Origin of the sequence: Pseudonocardia humida (genome assembly GCF_023898865.1) — a bacterium.
Taxonomy (GTDB): domain Bacteria; phylum Actinomycetota; class Actinomycetes; order Mycobacteriales; family Pseudonocardiaceae; genus Pseudonocardia; species Pseudonocardia humida.
In genome coordinates this window covers 115,033-131,647 of the sequence record NZ_JAGSOV010000057.1, presented here as the reverse complement: position 1 = coordinate 131,647, position 16,615 = coordinate 115,033, and the positions used below count along the sequence as shown (strand labels likewise).

The 16,615-nt window shown below is 74.8% G+C and carries 16 protein-coding genes; 7 read left to right on the top strand and 9 right to left on the bottom strand.

Annotation, left to right across the window (positions count from 1 at the left end; translation table 11 throughout):
- Window positions 1-17: 17 nt before the first annotated feature.
- From KDL28_RS27225 to KDL28_RS27210, 4 genes are all read right to left on the bottom strand, one after another.
- Entirely contained in the window at window positions 18-377 is a 360-nt protein-coding gene (locus KDL28_RS27225) for a TraR/DksA family transcriptional regulator (RefSeq protein ID WP_252443006.1), read from the bottom strand.
- 87 nt (window positions 378-464) lie between these two features.
- Window positions 465-2,822, bottom strand: coding sequence for a glycoside hydrolase family 65 protein (locus KDL28_RS42430; RefSeq protein ID WP_252443004.1), 2,358 nt, complete (start codon window positions 2,820-2,822; stop codon window positions 465-467).
- On the bottom strand, window positions 2,819-3,565 hold the full coding sequence (locus tag KDL28_RS27215; protein ID WP_252443002.1) for a beta-phosphoglucomutase family hydrolase: 747 nt from the start codon (window positions 3,563-3,565) through the stop codon (window positions 2,819-2,821). Before KDL28_RS27215 ends, KDL28_RS42430 begins: the two co-directional genes overlap by 4 nt.
- Window positions 3,566-3,644: 79 nt before the next feature.
- A complete protein-coding gene (locus tag KDL28_RS27210; protein ID WP_252443000.1) occupies window positions 3,645-5,207 on the bottom strand; it encodes an ATP dependent DNA ligase in 1,563 nt (520 codons plus the stop codon).
- 103 nt (window positions 5,208-5,310) lie between these two features.
- On the opposite strand from KDL28_RS27210, the gene KDL28_RS27205 reads away from it, so the two are divergent.
- Entirely contained in the window at window positions 5,311-7,836 is a 2,526-nt protein-coding gene (locus KDL28_RS27205; protein ID WP_252442998.1) for a DEAD/DEAH box helicase, read from the top strand.
- Window positions 7,837-7,863: 27 nt separating this feature from the next.
- Here the strand turns inward: KDL28_RS27205 and KDL28_RS27200 are convergent, their stop codons facing one another.
- Window positions 7,864-8,340: a cupin domain-containing protein gene (locus KDL28_RS27200; RefSeq protein ID WP_252442996.1), complete on the bottom strand. Its 477-nt coding sequence runs from the start codon at window positions 8,338-8,340 to the stop codon at window positions 7,864-7,866.
- A gap of 135 nt (window positions 8,341-8,475) precedes the next feature.
- On the opposite strand from KDL28_RS27200, the gene KDL28_RS27195 reads away from it, so the two are divergent.
- On the top strand, window positions 8,476-8,880 hold the full coding sequence (locus tag KDL28_RS27195) for a hypothetical protein (RefSeq protein ID WP_252442994.1): 405 nt from the start codon (window positions 8,476-8,478) through the stop codon (window positions 8,878-8,880).
- Window positions 8,881-8,896: 16 nt separating this feature from the next.
- Here KDL28_RS27195 and KDL28_RS27190 read toward each other — a convergent pair whose 3' ends face one another.
- Window positions 8,897-9,523: a DUF742 domain-containing protein gene (locus tag KDL28_RS27190; protein WP_252442992.1), complete on the bottom strand. Its 627-nt coding sequence runs from the start codon at window positions 9,521-9,523 to the stop codon at window positions 8,897-8,899.
- Between the two features lie 132 nt (window positions 9,524-9,655).
- On the opposite strand from KDL28_RS27190, the gene KDL28_RS27185 reads away from it, so the two are divergent.
- The 5 genes from KDL28_RS27185 (at window position 9,656) to KDL28_RS27165 (ending at window position 13,360) form a co-directional block, all read left to right on the top strand.
- Window positions 9,656-10,441: an LLM class F420-dependent oxidoreductase gene (locus tag KDL28_RS27185; protein WP_252442990.1), complete on the top strand. Its 786-nt coding sequence runs from the start codon at window positions 9,656-9,658 to the stop codon at window positions 10,439-10,441.
- A gap of 33 nt (window positions 10,442-10,474) precedes the next feature.
- On the top strand, window positions 10,475-10,990 hold the full coding sequence (locus KDL28_RS27180; RefSeq protein WP_252442988.1) for an NUDIX hydrolase: 516 nt from the start codon (window positions 10,475-10,477) through the stop codon (window positions 10,988-10,990).
- Complete coding sequence (locus tag KDL28_RS27175; RefSeq protein ID WP_252442986.1) at window positions 10,987-11,859, top strand: hypothetical protein; 873 nt, start codon at window positions 10,987-10,989, stop codon at window positions 11,857-11,859. Before KDL28_RS27180 ends, KDL28_RS27175 begins: the two co-directional genes overlap by 4 nt.
- A gap of 104 nt (window positions 11,860-11,963) precedes the next feature.
- Complete coding sequence (locus tag KDL28_RS27170; protein WP_252442984.1) at window positions 11,964-12,572, top strand: sulfite oxidase-like oxidoreductase; 609 nt, start codon at window positions 11,964-11,966, stop codon at window positions 12,570-12,572.
- 41 nt (window positions 12,573-12,613) lie between these two features.
- Window positions 12,614-13,360: an FAD-binding oxidoreductase gene (locus tag KDL28_RS27165; protein ID WP_252442982.1), complete on the top strand. Its 747-nt coding sequence runs from the start codon at window positions 12,614-12,616 to the stop codon at window positions 13,358-13,360.
- A gap of 869 nt (window positions 13,361-14,229) precedes the next feature.
- On the opposite strand, the gene KDL28_RS27160 is transcribed toward KDL28_RS27165, so the two are convergent.
- From KDL28_RS27160 to KDL28_RS27150, 3 genes are all read right to left on the bottom strand, one after another.
- Window positions 14,230-15,072 carry a DUF1932 domain-containing protein gene (locus KDL28_RS27160; protein WP_252442980.1) on the bottom strand — a complete coding sequence of 281 codons (843 nt, stop codon included), beginning with the start codon at window positions 15,070-15,072 and terminating at the stop codon, window positions 14,230-14,232.
- A 17-nt stretch (window positions 15,073-15,089) separates the two neighbouring features.
- Window positions 15,090-15,893, bottom strand: coding sequence for a metal-dependent hydrolase (locus KDL28_RS27155; protein ID WP_252442977.1), 804 nt, complete (start codon window positions 15,891-15,893; stop codon window positions 15,090-15,092).
- An 89-nt stretch (window positions 15,894-15,982) separates the two neighbouring features.
- Window positions 15,983-16,612: a DUF1707 SHOCT-like domain-containing protein gene (locus KDL28_RS27150; RefSeq protein ID WP_252442975.1), complete on the bottom strand. Its 630-nt coding sequence runs from the start codon at window positions 16,610-16,612 to the stop codon at window positions 15,983-15,985.
- Window positions 16,613-16,615: the final 3 nt, after the last annotated feature.

Here is a 16,615-nt window from a genome sequence, read left to right as displayed (position 1 = left end):
TTCTCGACGGGGTGGGGTCAGGCGGTGACGGGGGTGTCGGCGTGCTCGCGGCAGGTGTCGACCTCCGGGCGGGCCTCCAGGCGCTCGTCGTCGATCTCGGTGCCGCACACCGAGCACGTGCCGTAGGTGCCCTCGTCGAGCCGCGCGAGCGCGGCCTCGATGCGCCGGCGCTGGACGGCGACGGTGTCGACGAGCAGCTCGGCCTCCATGGTGTTGGCGACCTCGGTGCCGTAGTCGCCGGGGTGCTGACCCATGGCGCCCTCCTGGCCGAGGGTGTCGGCGGAGGCCTCCTCGCGGGTCTCACCGGCGAAGCGGGCTCGCTCGTCGAGCTCGGCCAGCTCGGTGGTCAGCAGCTCACGGGCGTGATCGGGGTTCACGGGTCCTCCTTGCGGTCGTTCAACCCCGGTGCATACCCCGGCCGGCGCGGGCTCACACCCCGCCGCCCCGCCACCACCCGCCGGGGCTCACCCGGGGTGGCGGGCGCGCGGGGCGCGGCCGTGCGGCTGCTCGACCGGCTCCACCCACTCGACCGGGCCGATCGGACGGATCTGCGGGTCCTCGGCCAGCGCCAGCGGCTCGCCGTGGTGGCGCAGCCGCATCGGCGGGCCACTGACCAGGCGGTACTCCGCCTCCTCCGGCCGGATCTCGACGCGCAGCTGGCGGCCCTGCCAGCGCAGCCCGAACGAGATCCGCGACAGCGCCGGGGGCAGCCGGGGGGAGAACTGCAGGCCGGTGCCGTCGTTGCGCATCCCGCCGAAGCCCGCCGCCACCGCGGTCCACGTGCCGGCCATGGACGCGATGTGCACGCCGTGGTCGGAGTTGCCCGCCAGGTCGTTCAGGTCGACCAGCGCGGCCTCGGCCAGGTAGTCGTAGGCCAGGTCGAGGTGCCCGGTCCACGCCGCGACGACGGCCTGCGTGCACGCCGAGAGCGAGGAGTCGCGCACCGTCAGCGCCTCGTAGTAGGCGAAGTTCCGCTTCATCTGCTCGGGGGTGAACGCGTCCGGGCGCAGCTGCATCGCCAGCACCAGGTCCGCCTGCTTGATCACCTGCTTGCGGTACAGGTCGAAGTAGGGGACGTTGAGCAGCAGCGGGTACATCTTGGCCGGGGTGGACTCGAAGTCCCACACCTGGTGGTCGGTGAAGCCCTCCGACTGCGGGTGCACGCCGAGCACCTCGTCGAACGGGATCCGCATCGACTTCGCCGCGTCGCGCCAGCTGGCCATCTCCTCGGCGTTGACGCCGAGCCGGGCGGCCGCGCGGGCGTGGCGGGCCGCGGTGTCCGCGGCCACCCGCAGGTTCTGCTGGGCCATCAGGTTGGTGTAGACGTTGTTGTCCACGATGGCGGTGTACTCGTCGGGGCCGGTGACCCCGTCGATGCGGAACTCCCCCGCGGAGTCGTGGTGGCCCAGCGAGCGCCACAGCCGCGCCGTGGCCACCAGCAGCTCCAGGGCGACCTCGCGCTCGAACTCGACGTCGCCGGTGGCCAGCACGTGCCGGCGCACGGCGTCGGCGATGTCGGCGTTGATGTGGAACGCCGCGGTGCCCGCCGGCCAGTACCCCGAGCACTCCTGCCCGCGGATGGTCCGCCACGGGAACGCCGCGCCCTTGACCCCCAGCTGCTCGGCGCGCTCGTAGGCCAGCGGCAGGATCGACTGCCGCCAGCGCAGCGCGTCGGCCGCCGCCTCCGGGGCCAGGTGGCTGAGCACCGGCAGGCAGAACGTCTCGGTGTCCCAGAAGGTGTGCCCGTCGTAGCCCTCGCCGGTCAGGCCCTTGGCCCCGATCGCGCGGCGCTCGGCGCGGGCGCCGGCCTGCAGCACGTGCCAGGTGGCCACCCGCACGGCCTGCTGCAGCTCGGCGTCGCCGTCGATCTCGACGTCGGCGGTGGTCCAGAACTCGTCGAGGTAGGCGCGCTGCTCGTCGAGCAGGCCCTGCCAGCCGGTGTAGCGGGCCGCGGCCAGCGCCGCGCGGACCTGGTCGTGCAGCGCGGGCTGCGAGCGGCGCGCGGACCAGCCGTAGGCCACGTACTTGACGATCGAGAGCTTCTCCCCCGGCGCCAGCCGGGCGATGATCGTGGTGCGGCCGATGTCCTCGGTGGCCTCCGAGGTGGTCTTGAAGCCGTTCGGCCCGGAGACCTCGTGGTCCATCGCCGCGGCCACCCGCAGCCCGGAGCGGCGGGTCTGGTGCAGCAGCGTGGCGCCGGCCTCGTCGCTGCGGTGCTGCTCGGCGACCAGCGGGTCGGTCAGCGCCGCCTCGACGCGCGGGTCGTCGTCGCCGCGGGAGGGCAGCTGCTCGTTGGCGACCAGCTCGGACTGCACGACCAGCAGCGCGGGCGCGTCGAGGACCTCGACCTCGTAGCAGATGGCGGCGATCGCGCGCTGGGTGAGCGAGACGATCCGGGTGCTGCGCACCTTGACCGCGCGGCCGGCGGGCGACTCCCACTCGACCTCGCGGGTGAGCGTGCCGGCCTGCAGGTCGAGCACCCGCTCGTGGCGGTGCAGGTGGCCGTAGCGCAGGTCGAACGGCTCGTCCTCGACCAGCAGCCGGATGATCTTGCCGTTGGTCACGTTGATGATCGTCTGGCCGGACTCGGGGTAGCCGTAGCCGCCCTCGGCGTAGGGCAGCGGCCTGCGCTCGTAGAACGAGTTGAGGTACGTGCCCGGCATCGCGTGCGGCTCGCCCTCGTCGAGGTTGCCGCGCAGCCCGATGTGGCCGTTGGACAGCGCGAACACCGACTCGACCTGGCCGAGGGCGTCCAGGTCGAGCTTCGGCTCGCGGACCAGCCACGGCTCGACGGTGAACGGCCGGGCGGGGTCGGGGCTCACGACCGGTCCTCCAGCAGCTCGGCGAGGTCGGAGACCACGACGTCGGCCCCGTTCTCGCGCAGCTTGTCGGCGTGGCCGAGGCGGTCCACCCCCACCACGAAGCCGAACCCACCCGCCTTGCCGGCGGCCACGCCGGCCAGCGCGTCCTCGAACACCACGGCCTGCGACCTGTCCACGCCCAGGTCGGCCGCGGCGGCCAGGAACGTGTCCGGGGCGGGCTTGCCGGGCAGGCCGCGCTGCTTGGCGGTCACGCCGTCCATGCGGTGGTCGATCAGCTCGGTCATCCCGGCCACCTCGAGCACCTGCTCGGCGTTGGCCGAGGAGGACACCACGGCGGTGATCAGCCCGGCCTCCTTGGCCGCGTGCAGGTAGCGGACCGAGCCGGGGTACACCTCCACCCCGACGGTCCGGATCTTCTCCTGGACCAGGTCGTTCTTGAGCGTCGACAGCGCGTGCAGGGTCTCCGCGCCGGGAGCGTCGTCGGGACCGCCCTGGGGCAGCACGATCCCCCGCGAGCGCAGGAAGGAGTCGGTGCCGGCCAACCGCGGCTTGCCGTCGACGTAGGGGCCGTAGTCGGCCTTCACGTCGAACGGCACGAAGGGCGTGCCGTCGCGCTCGGAACGGGCGCGGAGGAAGTCGTCGAACATCTGCTTCCACGACGCGGCGTGCACGCTGGCCGTGTCGGTCAGCACACCGTCGAGGTCGAAGAGGCACGCGCGCGTGCCGTCGGGAAGGCCGAGCATGCGCGAACCGTACCCACTGCTCCACGAGGCGGCCGCGCGGCTGGTCGATGTTCATCCCGCCGTCCCGCCTTCGGGGCGTTCAGCCTGGCAGAGAGGCTCCCGACGCCGGCAGGACGATCTCGGAAGGGGGGCCGCCGGGGCCCTGCACGTCGACCCGGCAGCCGTCGACGGCCGCCCGCACGGACACCGTCAGCTCCCCGCCATCGGGCAGCGGCTCGATCTCGCCCTGCACGACCGTCCGCACGACCGCCAGCACCTGCAGCGGCCGCACCGCGACGCCGTCGAGGGGCGGGGTGTCCGGGTCGACGTCCAGGCGCACCCGCAGGCGCCTGCCGAACCGGGCCTGCTCCAGCTGCAGGTAGCCGCGCACGGCGTCGAGCTCGCGGGCGAGCGTGCTGGTGGAGTCCTCCGGCAGGTCGGCCGAGCGGGAGACGTCGGCGAAGCCGAAGAGCAGCTCGCGCGCCCGGGTGGGGTCGGAGCGGATCAGCGCGCCGATGGTGTTCAGCGAGTTGTAGAAGAAGTGCTGCTCCAGGCGCCGCTCGCGGACGCCGTCCGGGGCGGGTTCGGGCTCCCGTGCCGGCGCGGTCGCCGGGGAGCGGTCCGGCGCGGGCTCCGCGGGCGGGGCGTCGCGCCGCGGCGGCGGGTCGGTCGGGCGCGCCCAGCGGGGCTCGTCCACCTCGGCAGGGTCGACCGGCCCGCGCCAACGCGGCAGCCGCAGCCGCCCGTCGGCGGTGAACCCCGTGAACTCCACCAGCCCGACCAGCCGGGGCCGCACCCAGATCGCGTCGCGGGCGTGCGCCGCGGGCACGGTCGCGCCGGCACCGGTGAAGGGCGGGTCGGAGCGGCGCAGCGGGCGCAGCTCCGCGGCCCGCCTGCGCTCCTCCCCCGCCACGCCCACCCGGCCCACGTAGCGCAGCCCACCGCCCTCGGGCACGCCCACCAGCAGGCTGGCGATGGTGTCCGGGTGCGCGGGGTCGGTCGGCGTCCAGCCGCCCACCACCACCTGGCGCACCCGCCGCACGGGCACCTTCAGCCACAGCGGCGAGCGCCCGCCGGGCTTGTAGCGCGAGCCCAGGTGGCGCGCGTGCAGGGCGTCGACGCCCTTGGTGTCGGCGATGCGCAGCATCGCGGCCAGCTCCGAGACCGGCATCGGTGAGGTGGTCCACACCGGCGCCTCGTCGAACCCGAGGCCCTCCAGCAGGCCGCGCCGGTCGCGGTAGGCCAGCTCGGTGGTGGCGTGCCCGTCGAGCCAGAGCAGGTCGGCGACCTGGAAGTCGACCGGCACCGCCTGGATGTGCTGCTCGGAGGGCCGGAACCGGCCGCCGCGGCGCAGCAGCAGCCGGGCCCGCGCGGCGTGCTCCTCGCCGCGGGCGACGAGCGTGCCGTCGAGCACCATCCCGCCCGGCGGGGAGCGGCGCAGCAGCGGCTCGGCCAGCTCCGGGTAGGCCGCGGTCATCGAGACGTTGTTCGCGCTGAGCAACCGGACCCGCCTGCCCGGCTCCACGTAGGCGATGCAGCGGTAGCCGGTCCAGTCCAGCTCGACCACCCAGTCGGGGCCGTTCGGCGGCTGCCCGGAACCGGTCGAGGGCCGCATCGGCGGCACGAGGTCGGGCATCGCGCCCGGCGTAGGCCGCCCGCTCACGGCGATCACGGTAGTCCCACCGACCCGACCGCGCGCACGCCGCACGGCCCCGCGTCGGGTGCCGGGAGCGCCCGGATCGGGCGTGGGGCACGATCGGTGCACCATGACGCTCACCGAACGCCTCCCGCCCGGCACCGACGACCCCGACGCCCTCGTCGAGGCGTTCACCGACTGGGCGTTCGACGAGCGCGGCCTGTCGCTCTACCCCGCCCAGGAGGAGGCGCTGCTGGAGCTGGTCACCGGGGCCAACGTCATCCTCTCCACCCCGACGGGCTCGGGGAAGTCGTTGGTCGCGATCGGCGCGCACGCCGCCGCGCTGGCCGCCGGCAGGCGCACGTTCTACACCGCGCCGATCAAGGCGCTGGTCAGCGAGAAGTTCTTCGCGCTGATCGAGGTCTTCGGCCCGGAGAAGGTCGGGATGCTCACCGGCGACGCCGCGGTCAACGAGGGCGCCCCGATCATCTGCTGCACCGCCGAGATCCTGGCCAACATCGCGCTGCGCTCGGGCCGGGCCGCCGACGTCGGCAGCGTGGTGATGGACGAGTTCCACTTCTACGCCGACCCCGACCGCGGCTGGGCGTGGCAGGTGCCGCTGATCGAGCTGCCGCAGGCGCAGTTCCTGCTGATGAGCGCCACGCTGGGCGACGTGTCGTTCTTCCGCGACGACCTGACCCGGCGCACCGGCCGGGAGACCTCGGTGATCACCTCGGTGCAGCGGCCGGTGCCGCTGGTCTACCAGTACGTGCTCACCCCGCTGCACGAGACGATCTCCGAGCTGATGCAGACCAACCAGGCCCCGGTCTACGTCGTGCACTTCACCCAGCAGGCCGCCGTGGAACGGGCGCAGGCGCTGATGAGCGTCAACGTGACGTCCAAGGAGGACAAGCAGGCGATCGCGGAGCTGATCGGCAGCTTCCGGTTCACCGCCGGCTTCGGCCGGACGCTGTCGCGGCTGGTGCGCCACGGCATCGGCGTGCACCACGCCGGGATGCTGCCGCGCTACCGGCGGCTGGTGGAGACCCTGGCCCAGGCCGGACTGCTGCGCGTCATCTGCGGCACCGACACCCTCGGCGTCGGCATCAACGTGCCGATCCGCACGGTGCTGTTCACCGCGCTGAGCAAGTACGACGGCCAGCGCACCCGCCCGCTCAAGGCCCGCGAGTTCCACCAGATCGCCGGGCGGGCCGGGCGCGCGGGCTACGACACGATCGGCACGGTCGTCGCCGAGGCCCCCGACCACGAGGTGGAGAACGCCCGGCTGCTCGCCCGCGCGGGCGACGACGTCAAGAAGCGCCGCCGGATCGTGCGCAAGCAGCCCCCCGAGGGCTTCGTCGGCTGGTCCCAGACCAGCTTCGAGCGCCTGCAGAACGCCCAACCCGAGCCGCTGACCAGCCACTTCGTCGTGACCCACGCCATGCTGCTCAACGTCATCGCCCGCCCCGGCGACGCCTTCGCCGCGATGCGCCACCTGCTCGAGGACAACCACGAGCCGCGCAACCGCCAGCGCAAGCACATCCTGCGCGCCATCGCGATCTACCGGGCGCTGCTGGCCGCGGGCGTCGTCGAGCAGCTCGACGAGCCCGACGCCGAGGGCCGCCAGGTGAGGTTGGTCGGCGACCTGCAGCTCGACTTCGCGCTCAACCAGCCGCTCTCGCCGTTCGCGCTGGCCGCGTTCGAGCTGCTCGACCGCGAGTCGCCGAGCTACCCGATGGACGTGCTGTCGGTCGTCGAGGCGACCCTCGACGACCCCCGTCAGGTGCTCTACGCCCAGGAGAACCGGGCCCGCGGCGAGGCCGTGGCCGCGATGAAGGCCGAGGGCATCGAGTACGAGCAGCGGATGGCGCTGCTGGAGGACGTCAGCTACCCCAAGCCGCTCGAGGAGCTGCTCACCGCGGCCCTGGAGACCTACCGCCGCGGCGCGCCGTGGGTGGCCGACGCGCGGCTGTCGCCCAAGTCGGTGGCCCGCGACATGTTCGAGCGCTCGATGACGTTCGTCGAGTACGTCGGGCACTACCAGCTGGCCCGCTCCGAGGGCCTGGTGCTGCGCTACCTCGCCGACACCTACCGCGCCCTGCGCCAGACCGTCCCCGACGAGGCCAAGACCGAGGAGCTCATCGACGTCGTGGAGTGGCTCGGCGAGCTGGTCCGCCAGGTCGACTCCAGCCTGCTCGACGAGTGGGAGGCCCTGGCCGCGGGGGCCGGCACCGGTGAGGAGCCGACGCCACCGAGCCTGGACACCGGCCCGGCCAGGGTGACCGCCAACGCCAGGGCGTTCCGGGTGCTGGTGCGCAACGCGCTGTTCCGCCGCGTCGAGCTGGCCGCGCTGCGCCGCTGGGACCTGCTCGGCGAGCTCGACGCCGAGGCGGGCTGGGACGCCCGGGCCTGGCGCGAGGCGCTGGAGCCCTACTGGGCCGAGCACGCCGACATCGGCACCGGGCCCGACGCGCGCGGCCCGCAGCTCATCCAGATCACCGAGGAGCCCGAGCGCTGGCTGGTGCGCCAGGTCCTGGACGACCCCGCGGGCGACCGCGACTGGGCGGTCACCGCCGAGATCGACCTGGCCGCCAGCGACGAGCAGGGCACGCCGGTCGTCTGGGTGACCGACGTGGCCCCGCTCGGCGGGCCGTAGTCCGCCCCCAGCAGGTCGGGGGCGCGGTCAGGCGCCCTCGACCGAGCCCATCGGCAGGAACTCGACGTCGTGGGCGGCCGAGAGCCGGACGACCTCGTCGGGGTCCTGCAGGTTGTGCAGGCCGTCGAACAGCTCGGCCAGCCGCCCGGCCGGGCTCACCCAGAACAGCCCGCGGGTGGGCGCCTCGCCACGGTTGTAGTAGGCGTGCGGCAGGCCCATGGGCATCCGGACCGTCTCACCGGGGCCCGCGGTCTCCCAGGCGCCGTCGAGGTAGAGCGTGAAGACGCCCTCCAGCACGTAGATGTGCTCGTCCTGGCGCGGGTGCACGTGCGGCGGGACGCCGGTGCCCGGCGGGTCGTAGGTCTCGAACGCGAAGCTGGTGCCGCTGGCGGCCTTCATGTAGTAGGTGTGGCCGAGCACGTTCCACACCTTCTTCTCCATGCCCTCGCCGGCGAGGGTGATGCCCTTGGGAAGGGCGCCGAGCACGATCTCGTCACCGGTCATGTGTTCCTCCTCGATCCATTGCCGGTCCGATCATGGCCCGCTCCCCGCGCGCCGACCAGCCCTCCCTCCCCCGGTGCCGGGGGTCGATGTCGTCGAAAGATCGACAGGAAGACGGCGTCAATGTAAGATTGACTCATGAACTACGAGGAGGCGCAGCGCTGGCTGGAGCGCGCCGACCCCGCCATCGCCCGCAAGCGGCAGTCGATCACCGAGCAGCTCGACGAGCTCAAGGAGCGCGCCAAGCTCGGCGACCTCACCCACGACGGCGCCGCCGCCTGGTACGCCCTGTGCCAGGAGATGCGGCGCCTCGCCGACTACTACGAGCGCGACCTCATCCGCAAGCTCCGTGCCGACGGCCTGACCTGGGCCAAGGTGGCCGACGCCGTGCAGGCGCAGCTGAGCAGCCGGCAGGCCGCGCAGGGCAAGTGGAAGCGGCTGATCGACCCCACCCGCCGCACCACCAACGGCAACATGCGCCGCGGCGGACGACCGAAGGGCAGCACCGCCGAGGCCACCGCGGAGGCCGCCGCCGAGTCCTGACCCGCCCGGGTCCGGCTCAGATGCGGCGCAGCCCGCCCAGCACGCGCTCCATCAGCGCCAGGTCGGGGCCGGTCGCGGCGAACGAGCGGTGCACGGCCAGCAGCCCGGCCGCGGCCAGGTCCCCGATGATCACCTTGGCCACGCCGATCGGGATCCGGTGCAGCGCGGCCACCTCGGCCACCGAGCGCGACTGCTCGCGGCAGATCTCCAGCACGGCGTGCTCGTCGAGGGGGAGCTGGTAGGGCACGTCCTTGGGCAGCACCGAGACCAGGGTCTCCAGCGAGAGGTCGAGGCTGGAGCGGGTGCGTCCGCCCGTGCGGACGTAGGGCCGCACGACCGAGGTCGGTCCGGCGCCCAGCCTGCTCTCCTCGTCCTCCGGGAGGCCCGCGGGCGAGGAGTCGGCGCGCTGCTCGGGCAGCGCCGGCATCGACGCGGGCAGGACACCGCCGTCCCAGGCCCAGCTCGTGCCGGGGACCGCGGGCAGGTCGGTGCCGAAGCCCTGAGCGGGCAGGAGGGGCCCGCCCGTGGTGCCGCCCGACGGTGTCACCGCACCGTCCGACCCGATGGTCGGGCCGCGGCGCCCGGGGCGCTCGGTGCCCGACGCTCCCCCGCCGAACATGTCGGCGCTCTCCTCGGGATTCATGCAGCCGTGCTCCTTGCCGTGCTCGAGCCGTCCGCCCACCGCCCCGGGAACCGGCGGTGCACCGACACTGACCCCGGGTGAGCACGATACGGGCACGCTCCGGCCGAGCCGTCGGCACGTCCGGGTGAAAGGATGATCTCCATGACGCATCCCGTCCGGATCGGTGTCCAGCTGCAGCCCCAGCACGCCGAGTACGCCCGCATCCGAAGCGCGGTCGCCGAGGCCGAGGAGGCCGGCGTCGACGTCGTGTTCAACTGGGACCACTTCTTCCCGCTCTACGGCGAGCCCGACGGCGAGCACTTCGAGTGCTGGACCATGCTCGGCGCCTGGGCCGAGGCCACCAGCCGCGTCGAGATCGGCGCGCTGGTCACCTGCAACAGCTACCGCAACCCGGAGCTGCTGGCCGACATGGCCCGCACCGTCGACCACATCAGCGGGGGCCGGCTCATCCTGGGGATCGGGGCGGGCTGGTTCGAGCGCGACTACGACGAGTACGGCTACGAGTTCGGCACCGCGGGCTCGCGGCTGGCCGACCTCGCCCAGGCCCTGCCCCGCATCCGGTCGCGGTGGGCCAAGCTCAACCCCGCGCCCACCCGCGAGATCCCGATCCTGATCGGCGGCGGGGGCGAGCGCAAGACCCTGCGCTACACCGCGGAGCACGCCCAGATCTGGCACAGCTTCGGCGACGTCGACACCCTCGTCCGCAAGAACGGCATCCTCGACGGCCACTGCGCCGACGTGGGCCGCGACCCCGGCCGGATCGAGCGGTCCATCGGGGTGGGCAAGGCGCCGAGCGAGGTCGCCGACGACCTCGTCGCCGCGGGGGCCACGCTGTTCACCGTGGGCGTCGGTGGCCCGGACTACGACCTGGGGCTGCTCAAGGAGTGGATCGCCTGGCGGGACGAGCGCCGCTCCTGACCGCCGGTCCCGCGCACCCCCGGTCGGTCTGGAATGCTGCTGCGGGTGGCGGTACTCAGCGCGGGCTTGCTGCTCTTCCGGCCGGCCGGCGACGGCGCGGGCATCGAGGTGCTCCTCGGGCACATGGGCGGGCCGTTCTGGGCCCGCAAGGACGACGGGGCGTGGTCCATCCCGAAGGGCGAGCACGAGCCCGACGAGGAGCCGCGCGACGCCGCCGTCCGGGAGTTCGCCGAGGAGCTCGGCTCGCCGCCGCCCGCCGGCCCGCTGCACGACCTGGGCTCGGTGCAGCAGCGCAGCGGGCGCAAGCAGATCACCGTGTTCGCCCTGGGTGCCGACTTCGACGCCGAGCACATCACCCCCGGCACCTTCGAGCTGGAGTGGCCGCCGCGGTCGGGCAAGCGGCGCAGCTTCCCCGAGATCGACCGGGCCGCCTGGTTCGACCCCGAGACCGCCCGCCGCAAGCTGGTGCCCGCCCAGGCGGAGTTCATCGACCGGCTGCTGGCCACCGACCTGACCGACACCACCGGAAACGAGGTGCTCGCCCCATGACCTCGATCACCCGCGGGCTGGCGCGCGGGGCCGCCGCCGGCGCCGCAGGCACGGCCGCGCTCACCGCCGCCGGACTGGTCGCCGCCGACCGCGTCACCACCCCCGACGGGCCCAAGGGTCCGCTCGCCCCGCTCGGCGCGCTGGCCGGCCCCGTCTCGGGGGTCGCCGTCGGCGGGCTGGCCGGCGTGCTGCGCGCCGCGGGCGTGCGCCCACCGGTGGTGTTCGGCGGGCCGTTGCTGGCCGCCGCCGCGGTGCTGGCCGGGGCCGGGCCGCTGCCCGTGCCGCGCTCGGGCGCCGGGCGCGTCGCCGGAGCGGCGGGCGCGCTGCTGTTCGGGCTGGCCGCGCACGCCACCCTGGCCGCCGTGGCCCGCGTCGCCGAGCAGCGCGAGCCGGTGCGCCCGCCGCGACCGGCGGCGCTGCTGCGCGCCGTCGCGCTCGGGGCGGCCAGCGGTTCGCGCAGCACCGCGGGCATCGCCGCGCTGGCCGCCACGTCCGGGCCCGGCGACCGGGGCGCCGTGGCGGGCAGGCTCGGCGGGCGCACCGGCACCGCGCTGAGCGCACTCGCGGCCGCGGGCGAGCTCGTCGGCGACAAGCTGCCGGCCACCCCGACCCGCACCGGGCTGCCCGCGCTGCTCCCCCGTGCCGCCGCGGGCGCCGTGGTGGCGGGCGCGGTCGCCACCCGCGGCGGCGACGACCCGGCCGTGCCCGCGGTGATCGGGCTGGTGACCGCGGTCGGCACCGCCTTCCTGGCCGTGCGGGCGCGGGCCGCGGCCGCCGAGCGGCTCGGCTCCGACCGCCCCGGCGCCGTCACCGAGGACGCGCTGGCCGCCCTGCTCGCCTGGCTCGGGGCCCGCCGCACCGACGGGTAGCGACCGCACGACCCGACCGCGGGAACACATCACACCCCCTCGCGCGCTGCACCCGGTGCTGGCAAGGTCTTCGGTCGGGGCGTCCCGGCCCGGAGGGAGCGGACATGGCCACCACACGAGGGTTCCTCGGCCGGTCGAGGGCGCAGCGCGACCCGCGCCTTCCACCGGGTCAGTACGACGCGCGCGACGACTGGCCGGTGCTGCACGCCGAGGCCACCCCGCGCATCGGCACCGAGCGCTGGACGTTCACCGTCGAGGGGCTGGTCGAGAACGAGGTCAGCTGGACCTGGGACGAGATCCACGCGCTGCCGCCCTCGCGCTACGCCGGCGCCATCCACTGCGTGACGACCTGGTCCAAGTTCGACATGACCTTCGACGGCGTCTCGGTCGACACGCTGCTGGCGGCGGCGGGGCCGCTCCCCACGGCGACGCACGTGATGGCCGTCTCGCACACCGGCTACACCACGAACCTGCCGCTGGAGGACGTCACCGACGGCAAGGCCTGGGTCGTGTGGGACGCCGACGGCGCGCCGCTGACCACCGAGCACGGCGGCCCGGCCCGGCTGCTGGTGCCGCACCTGTACTTCTGGAAGAGCGCGAAGTGGGTCTCCGGGCTGCGCCTGATGGACCACGACGAGCAGGGCTTCTGGGAGCGCAACGGCTACCACGACCGCGGCGACCCCTGGCAGGAGCAGCGCTACCAGGGCGACTAGCGGTCCATCCGGGCCCGCCGCCACCGGACGACCGGAGGACCGTGAGCACCACCCCGTACGGCACCACCCACCGCGCCACGCTGCGCTGGCAGGACGCCGTGGTGCGCTCGGTGCGCGACGAGACCCGGTCCGCGCGCACCCTGCGGCTCGAGCTGCCCACCGCGCGCCCGCACCTGGCCGGCCAGCACTACGTCGTGCGCCTCACCGCGCCCGACGGGTACACCGCGTCGCGGTCGTACTCGGTGGCCTCGGCACCGGCCGACGGCTTCGACGAGCCCCCGGTCGGGCACATCGAGCTGACCGTCGAGCGGCTCGCCGACGGGGAGGTCTCGGGCTACCTCTGCGACGTCGTCGAGCCCGGCGACGAGCTGGAGGTCCGCGGCCCGATCGGCGGGTTCTTCGCCTGGGCAGGCACGTCCCCCGCGCTGCTGGTCGGCGGCGGGTCCGGGGTGGTCCCGCTGATGTCGATGCTGCGCCAGGCCCGGCTCACCGGGCGCGCCGACCTCGTCCGGCTCGTGGTCTCGGCGCGCTCACCGCAGGACCTGTACTACGCCGAGGAGATCGTCGGGCCGCAGACCACGGTGCTCTACACGCGCCAGGCCCCGCCGGGCGCGGGGCGAGCCGCCGGCCGGCTGGCCGTGGCCGACCTGGCCGGGCTGGTCCGCGGGGGCGAGGACGTCTACGTGTGCGGCTCCCCGGGCTTCGCCGACGCCGCCACGGCCGTGCTGGTCGAGGCCGGGGTCCCGGTGCCCGCGATCCGGGTGGAGCGGTTCGGGCCGACGGGCTAGCGGCTGTCGCGCAGGCCTGGCCGGGTGATGGACGGCCGGGATACCGTCGCGGCCGTGAGTCACCAGCCGCTCGGCCGGCACGCCACGCTCAGCCTCCTGGAGGAGGTGGCCGGCTCGTACCAGCACGATGAGGACGCCCTGCTGCGGGCACTGGACATCCTCAGCCGGAGCAGGTTCTCCCGCTCGGTGGCGCAGCAGGAGTACGCGAACCGCAGGCAGCAGGAGAAGGGCGATGGTCGGCGCAGCCCGCGCGAGGACGACCCCGATCCGACGAGCTTGCACCAGTGGTTCGGAGACCGCACCCAGGCAGCCGCCCTCCATGCGCTGCGGTATGCATCGGGGCCGGCAGGATGCCCGCGGACGGTTCGGGCGTCGTCGGGCCCCGACGACCACGGACTGACCGCGGTCGTCGACGCCTGTCTGGCAACGGGCGGCGAACTGTCCCCCGAGCAGCGCCAACAGGTCGCGGAAATCGTCACCGGCCTTCACGTCCGCACTTCACCGCAGGCCTACGACATCGACCCGGACGACTACCGCGTCGCCTGGACGGTGCCCCTCAGCTCCCACACCTCGGGGCGCGGGAAGCCTCCCGGGCCTGACCAACGAGATCAATCACCTGGTGGACCCAGCGTGTCGAGCCACCAGGTCCGCTCGACACCTTCGGGTGGCATCGGTCCCGGGTGCGCGACGGGTGTCCGCGACCGGGCCGAGCTGGTCGCGTGCACTCTGCCGGCCCCGCCGTCCCCGGACCGTCCCCGTGCCGCACCCTGCCCGGCGACCGCGGATGCTTCGTCGGCGACCGCCGCCGCCCCACCCGCCCTCGGGCGCGGCGGCGGTCGACCCCTGACCGGCGGCCCGGCCGGCACCGCTCAGCCGCGCAGGCCCCACTCGTTGGCGCGGTCGGTCGGGTCGACCGCGGCGAGCCCGCGGTAGACCTCGGCCGCGGCCAGCGAGAAGCCGTCGGGCACGCCCACGGCGGCCAGCGCCGCGGCCGCCTCGCGCATCTCCCCCTCGAACCGCCACGCCTTCGAGGCCAGCCCGGGGGGCACGCCGTCGGCGAGCTGCTCGCCGCCGGTGCGGACCAGCTCCTCGCGCAGCGCGGCGGTGACGCCGTAGCGCTCGGCGGCGTCCGCCATCGCCAGCCGCAGCGCCGCGAGGGCCTTGCTCTGCAGCGCGAAGCAGGCCTTCAGCGCGCTCGCCGTGCCCAGCTCGGCGTCCAGGACCCGGGCCGGGAAGGCGGTGCCGGCGAACAGCCGCTCGAGGACCGGCGCGGCCGGGCCGGAGAGCCACAGCAGCGCCGGTCCCGGCTCCCAGGCCGGCGGGCCGATGATCGCGCCGTCGACGACGTGCTCGGGCCCGAGGAGGGTGCCGATGCCGCGGACCGTGTCCGGGGAGACGGCGTTGGCGTCGAGGTAGAGGGGCCGCTCGGGGCGGCCGTCGAGGGCCCGCGCCACCTGCTCGGCGACGTCGCGGGCCGCGTGCGGCGGGCACACCGACACGATCACGTCGGCGCGGCGGGCGACCGCGGCCAGGTCGGCCACGCCGACCAGGTCGGCCAGCTCGGCGCGCCGCGACGTGGTGACGCTGCGCCCCGCCGCCGCCCAGATCACCGCGGAGGCCCTGGTCTTGAGCGCCGAGCCCACCGCCGATCCCATCGCGCCGGGGTGCAGGACGCCGACGACGGGGCGGGACGGGAGCTCACGTGCGGCCATGGCGCCATTCTCCCCCGTCAGGCGCCGGACACGAGTCGGTAGGCCTGCTGGCCCACCTCGGTGAGCCAGGGGGCCAGCCCGGGCACGACGAGCGCGGCGAGCACGAACGTGGCGACGGTGAGCGCGGGTGCGACCACCCAGGCCTCCACCGAGCCGCCGGTGCGCATCCGCAGCGGTCGCGGGCTGCCCACCGGGTACCAGCGGCGCCGCCGGATCGGCAGCGGCCACAGCAGCGGGGCCCCGCTCTCGGTGATGGCGTCGCCCACCGAGTGCACGACCATGCCGATCGTCACCGCCGTGCCCAGCCAGCCCGCGGTGCCCACCGTGCCACCGGGCACGACGTCCTCCACCAGGTAGGTGAGCCCGGCCGCGATGACCAGCGACGGCGGGCCGGGGACCAGCGCGTCCAGGCCCTTGATGGCCAGGGCGATGCAGATGAACAGCGTGCCCACCAGAACGGGCGTGCCCCAGCGCGCCGAGGCCAGGTTGATCGTCATGCCGAGCGCCACGGCGCCGAGGATGGTGTGCGTGATGCCGCGGTGGGTGCCCTTCCCGGTGTCGCGCCGGCCCCGGGTGAGGTCGTAGAGCAGCCCGGACAGCGGCCGGACCACGTGGCTGGCCAGCCACGACGCCGCCGCGAACCGGCGGGTGGCGATGGAGTTGGGGTGGTCGAGGTCGGGCAGCAGAGCGGCCCCGGCGCACACCGCGGCGAAGGTCACCACCGTGCCCGCGCTGGGCTCGATCCCCACCACCTGCGGCGCGTACCCCGCCACCGCCAGCCCGACGACCGCACCCGACGTTGCATGACTTACCCCGAGCACACCACCGACCCTACGGACACGGACCGTCACCACGACGACGACGCGCCGGGGTGACGGGGCGGCGGATGGCGGCGCGCCCCGCCGGACCGTCAGCGCTTGCGCAGCCACCGGCGGCGCGGGCCCTTCACCTCCACGGACCCCGCCCGCACCGACCCGCGCAGCACGAAGAGCGGGCCGCTGCCGTCGCCGCCGCGCAGCTTCTCCTCGATGCTGGCCAGCGTGGCCGAGATCCCGTCCCGGTCGACCCGGGCGTGCTCGGGCAGGCGCAGCTCCACCGAGCCCGCGGTGACGTCGAAGTCGATCTCCACGGTGGCGGGCACGTCGGTCTCGGTGAAGTCGAGCTCGACCGTGCCCATGGCGACCTGGATGCGCAGGTGCCCGGGCACCTCCCAGCGGCCGCGACGGTTCACCGACCCGAGCTGGGCGCTGAGCAGCTCCCCGCCCCCGGGCACCGGCGCGCGGGCGGCGCGGCGCTGCGGCGCCGCCGCGCGGGTGGCCGGGGGCCCGGTCGGGCGATCGGGGTGCACGAGACCGGGGAGGTCGACCAGCACCGCGTTCAGCTCGCCCCGCGTGCGGGCGGCGAGCGCGGTGTCCACCCGGGAGGTGAACTCGTCGAGGTCGATCACGCCGCGCCCCGTGGCGCGCTCCAGCAGCGCGATCACGTGGCGCCGCTCGTCGTCGGAGACGCGCAGGTCGCGGGCGGGGATCGGGTCGGTCACACC

Excerpts from the sequence above, each read along its gene's own strand:
- KDL28_RS27180 (WP_252442988.1), top strand. The coding sequence starts at position 10,475 with ATGCTGCTGCGGGTGGCGGTACTCAGCGCGGGCTTGCTGCTCTTCCGG.
- KDL28_RS27175 (WP_252442986.1), top strand. The coding sequence starts at position 10,987 with ATGACCTCGATCACCCGCGGGCTGGCGCGCGGGGCCGCCGCCGGCGCC.
- KDL28_RS27160 (WP_252442980.1), bottom strand. The coding sequence starts at position 15,072 with ATGGCCGCACGTGAGCTCCCGTCCCGCCCCGTCGTCGGCGTCCTGCAC.
- KDL28_RS27205 (WP_252442998.1), top strand. The coding sequence starts at position 5,311 with ATGACGCTCACCGAACGCCTCCCGCCCGGCACCGACGACCCCGACGCC.
- KDL28_RS27215 (WP_252443002.1), bottom strand. The coding sequence starts at position 3,565 with ATGCTCGGCCTTCCCGACGGCACGCGCGCGTGCCTCTTCGACCTCGAC.
- KDL28_RS27200 (WP_252442996.1), bottom strand. The coding sequence starts at position 8,340 with ATGACCGGTGACGAGATCGTGCTCGGCGCCCTTCCCAAGGGCATCACC.
- KDL28_RS27195 (WP_252442994.1), top strand. The coding sequence starts at position 8,476 with ATGAACTACGAGGAGGCGCAGCGCTGGCTGGAGCGCGCCGACCCCGCC.
- KDL28_RS27170 (WP_252442984.1), top strand. The coding sequence starts at position 11,964 with ATGGCCACCACACGAGGGTTCCTCGGCCGGTCGAGGGCGCAGCGCGAC.
- KDL28_RS27190 (WP_252442992.1), bottom strand. The coding sequence starts at position 9,523 with ATGAATCCCGAGGAGAGCGCCGACATGTTCGGCGGGGGAGCGTCGGGC.
- KDL28_RS27185 (WP_252442990.1), top strand. The coding sequence starts at position 9,656 with ATGATCTCCATGACGCATCCCGTCCGGATCGGTGTCCAGCTGCAGCCC.